Here is a 3624-nt window from a genome sequence, read left to right on the forward strand (position 1 = left end):
GAGCATCTTCGATGCGACTGTATATGCGTGCTCACGGCGTTCCTCAGCAGTCTTAGGAGCATAGTGTGCATCCTCTAGGACCGTTTCATGTTTCCATCCGAGCGCCTTCATCTCTTCGCGCCAAATCTCTAATTCATTGGTCCCGGTATATTTCGCCTCACGAAACCGCAAATTGGTTTGATGCAGGATCTTAAATTTTTGGTCCGCGCTCATGGCAGCCCAATTGCCGCCCTGTGCTTTGACAAAATCTTTGGCTGTCTGTGTCGCTTGCTTACTGCGCTTTGAAAAATGCTCTCTGGCCTCCTTGGGGATGGCGTCAAGTAAAACGGCTTTTCCTCGATCATCGACATTCACTTTAATGCCCAAAGACCGAAGTTCTCGCGCCAATTCCGCCTGGAAATACGCACCGAACATATGGGCCGTTAACTGTGTAATGCGTTTACTGTCCAACGAGCCAAGATGTCCGCTTTCTGTAGCAACGGCATTGAACATCAAATTATGGATATGAGCGTGAGGATCGCCGGGAACCGGGATTTCGACCACCGCTGTTTCGCCTTTCAATCCATCTTGAATTTTCATCACGGGGCGAGCGGTATGATGACGAAAAGAGACCCATCCCACCTCCCCCTCTTCAAGCGAGCCCATTCCACCTTTCCCGCGTCGTGCCACCCCGACTTCGTCGGCGATGAATGACATGGCGCGGTCATTCGCCTGGTGAATTGCATGCCAAATGAGGGCTTTCTCTGTTTCTGTCGTTGCCAGTTCAGCCGCTAAGGTCACCGATTTATCGGGAGCAGCCGTAAAATCAATCGCAGAGATGGTTCTCTTTGCGTGATCACCCGCCCATTTTTCACCATTATCCGCACGCTTGCCTTCAAAAAGGCGTGCCAGCGCTTCGTCTGAAGGCTGCTGTGTTAGATCAATACCCAAGGAATCAGCAATACGATCGCCCATTTGCGGTGACCATACACCGCGCCCATCGCGCCCTGTATAGTAAGTCGTCATCCGGTCGCCATCATCGTGCCTTTGGCCTTCAGGCTCCTTCTCGCAGCGCGCATCGAATTCTGGCTCCGCGCAATGCTCTCTTAAATATTGGACAATGAGCTTGCCTGCACCTTCAGCGGATATCTTTCGGAAGGTAATCATTTTACTGTTTTTTCGGATGTATTTAACTGAGATACAGAATCAATATTACGAGCGATCTGTTCCAGAAGAACATTCTGTTTATCTATAGATTCTGCCATGCGATTTAGTATTTTTGATAGATTTTCTTCTTCTTTTTCTTGCTTTGGCGTCAATAATGATAAGATCTGTTCGGTCATATACGATAATTGTTGTATTTTGGTCAGAACCAACATCAAACCTCGGGGCTCTACATCCTGTTGAGCCTCGGCGGGGTACAGTGTGTTCATTGTTTCGATCTCCTCGGCCCTTCATTGGGCCTGCTATGAGGAGTGTCTCAACGCTCAGTGTGAGTGCGAAGAGGTTTCTTTCAAAAGTTTCCCGCATGATGAGCCATCATCGTCATGGTGGCCCCAACGGTAAGGGCCACACCCACTTTAAATGCGAGGCAGCAATGACCCTCTACCACTTGGTAGACTACCGATCCTCCCACGGATTGATCACCCTGAGACCTGCCGCTCTGAAAGGCGACACATCACGACTAGCAACAGCATAGCCACGAGATGCTGCCGTGGCGGCAATATAGCCATCTGCTCGCCCGATTGCTCGTCCGTCCAAACGGGCTTGCACCATTAAATTGGCATAAGCTTGAGACGCTGAAATGTCGAATGACAAAATCCGGCCTTTAAACAGAGGCAAGACCTCTTGCTCAAGCCGTCCATGCAAAACGGCACGTCGGCGCCCAGCAGGCATAGCGCCAATGCCAAAACGTAATTCCGCTACGGTGACCGCCGAGAGGAACAGTGTCTCAATTGCCTGTGCATCCATCCATGCCAAGACGCGTTGTTCTGGCTTCGGCTTCCATGGCTCAGAGAGAACATTCGTATCCAACAGAATCATTCGAAAGACATCGGTTCGACTGGGGCCTGATCCCGACGCTGCAATGCCGTCACGTCATGGTCCGACAACGCGGCTTCTTGCCCAATAGAGGCGAGAAGTGATCCCAACTGAACTCTCTTAGGCGGGTGGACAGCGGTTTCAAGAATAGTCCGGATCTCGGCTTCTGTACTGCGCCCATGCAGCAGGGCCTGTGCCTTTAAAGCCCGGTGCGTCTCTTCTGGAAGATTACGAATGATCACAGAGGCCATGATAGAACTCCCTATTGCTGAATAGACGATATCATAAATGGCTTTATGATATCTTTCTAGAAAATTCCAAAAATGAAAGAGGTGTCCACCCTCACTGCCCTATCAAGAAGGCGATCTGCTGGCGGATACGCTGCAATTGATCAGGCCGAATTTTACTGCCTGTCACAGTGAGACGTTGCTTGGATGTCGTTGTCACCAAGGCACTCATGGCCCAACAGGTTTTTGAGCAACCATTCTCCTGCGTTGGTTCCAAACACACTGACAGATCAGCAATTACCAAGTGAGGGTCATCCGTGAGCGGAACGAGAATGACGTTGGGCCAATCGGGTGGGAACAGATCATCCTCCACCACAACGGCTGGTCGTCGTTTGTTAGGCTCTTTGGGGAGTGCATCCCCGCGCCAATCGGCCAGAACGATCTCACCGGCCATATAAGCCATTGCTGACGCCGCTCCAGTGTCATGCCCCATGCGTATGCGCTCCACCGACGTCGCGCATCAACTCCTGCGCTGACGGCTCTTGGGCGATGTACTGAGCTACGTTGTGACTATCGCGCCGGATACGTGCGCGCCGTGCGTCTCTCGTCCCCTGTTCGAGGAAAGTCCGAATAAGGTGACTGAGCGCAACACCCTGTGCTTGGGCCTCTTGTTCCAAGGCCGAACGAAGGTGATCGTCGAGGCGCAATGAGAGTGGGGATGCCATGTGAGTACTCCTTTATAGTTCATATTGTATGACACTAACGAACTACAAAACAAACATTCTTTTCCGTTCGCTGTTTGTCATCTCTCGTACCACTCCGTTTGCTCGTGCGCAGCCTCTGTTTTTTGGTCGCAATTTGATTTTCTCGCACCCGAAAGGGTGCATTTGTATATGGACTCTTCTTTTTAATGCCACGATCTCACAACGATGCCTACACGTCCCCTCAACGGGAGTTGCACGATAGCGCAGCGATTATGACACGATTTTCTTTGACTTCAGGTCTCGTTTCTGCTAGGTCAGAAACCGTTAAGAGAGGAAAAACCATGACGGCTGCGGCCATGACGACGACAGGGGACATGATGCTCTCAGCACTGAGCAGCTGTGGCCGTCGCGCGCTTGCACGTTCTCCTTTATTTATCTGGATGATGGAGAATTACGAAACGATGTCCAAAGTGGTCATCGGCAAGGAAGTCCGTTGGCAAGCCCTGAGCGAGGCCGCTTACGCAGACGGCCTAACCAACCGGAATGGCCAGTTTGCGCGGCCTGAAACCCTACGTTCTACATGGTATCGCGTGCGCAGCCTCATGAAGACAATTCTGGCGGAAAAGGCTGAAGAATTGGCGGAACGCCGCCGCAAACGAGATGAAGAGACGGCG

The 3624-nt window shown here is 51.4% G+C and carries 6 protein-coding genes and 1 pseudogene; 1 reads left to right on the forward strand and 6 read right to left on the reverse strand.

All coding sequences use genetic code 11. The features are described from left to right. The 6 genes from mobF to NTH01S_RS11180 all read right to left on the reverse strand — a co-directional run. Positions 1-1146: MobF family relaxase (gene mobF, locus NTH01S_RS11155; protein ID WP_157070969.1), on the reverse strand; the 1146-nt coding region annotated here is incomplete at its 3' end. Then, the gene (locus NTH01S_RS11160) at positions 1143-1412 is read right to left on the reverse strand and encodes a hypothetical protein (RefSeq protein WP_068173719.1); all 270 of its coding nucleotides are present in this window, start codon (positions 1410-1412) and stop codon (positions 1143-1145) included. The genes NTH01S_RS11160 and mobF, both read right to left, overlap by 4 nt. Positions 1413-1599: 187 nt before the next feature. Further along, positions 1600-2022, reverse strand: coding sequence for a type II toxin-antitoxin system VapC family toxin (locus NTH01S_RS11165; protein ID WP_068173721.1), 423 nt, complete (start codon positions 2020-2022; stop codon positions 1600-1602). Then, complete coding sequence (locus NTH01S_RS11170; RefSeq protein WP_068173724.1) at positions 2019-2270, reverse strand: FitA-like ribbon-helix-helix domain-containing protein; 252 nt, start codon at positions 2268-2270, stop codon at positions 2019-2021. The genes NTH01S_RS11165 and NTH01S_RS11170 overlap by 4 nt, the downstream gene beginning before the upstream one ends. Before the next feature lie 91 nt (positions 2271-2361). Next, the gene (locus NTH01S_RS11175; RefSeq protein ID WP_068173726.1) at positions 2362-2739 is read right to left on the reverse strand and encodes a type II toxin-antitoxin system PemK/MazF family toxin; all 378 of its coding nucleotides are present in this window, start codon (positions 2737-2739) and stop codon (positions 2362-2364) included. Beyond that, on the reverse strand, positions 2729-2971 hold the full coding sequence (locus NTH01S_RS11180) for a BrnA antitoxin family protein (RefSeq protein ID WP_245642394.1): 243 nt from the start codon (positions 2969-2971) through the stop codon (positions 2729-2731). The genes NTH01S_RS11175 and NTH01S_RS11180 overlap by 11 nt, the downstream gene beginning before the upstream one ends. A 320-nt stretch (positions 2972-3291) precedes the next feature. On the opposite strand from NTH01S_RS11180, the pseudogene NTH01S_RS11185 reads away from it, so the two are divergent. After that, positions 3292-3624: pseudogene (locus NTH01S_RS11185) on the forward strand (hypothetical protein); the annotation flags it as partial.

The organism is Neokomagataea thailandica NBRC 106555, from assembly GCF_001598495.1.
In the GTDB taxonomy this organism is placed as follows: domain Bacteria; phylum Pseudomonadota; class Alphaproteobacteria; order Acetobacterales; family Acetobacteraceae; genus Gluconobacter; species Gluconobacter thailandicus_A.

Excerpts from the sequence above, each read along its gene's own strand:
- NTH01S_RS11180 (WP_245642394.1), bottom strand. The coding sequence starts at position 2,971 with ATGGCATCCCCACTCTCATTGCGCCTCGACGATCACCTTCGTTCGGCC.
- NTH01S_RS11160 (WP_068173719.1), bottom strand. The coding sequence starts at position 1,412 with ATGAACACACTGTACCCCGCCGAGGCTCAACAGGATGTAGAGCCCCGA.
- NTH01S_RS11175 (WP_068173726.1), bottom strand. The coding sequence starts at position 2,739 with ATGGGGCATGACACTGGAGCGGCGTCAGCAATGGCTTATATGGCCGGT.
- NTH01S_RS11165 (WP_068173721.1), bottom strand. The coding sequence starts at position 2,022 with ATGATTCTGTTGGATACGAATGTTCTCTCTGAGCCATGGAAGCCGAAG.
- NTH01S_RS11170 (WP_068173724.1), bottom strand. The coding sequence starts at position 2,270 with ATGGCCTCTGTGATCATTCGTAATCTTCCAGAAGAGACGCACCGGGCT.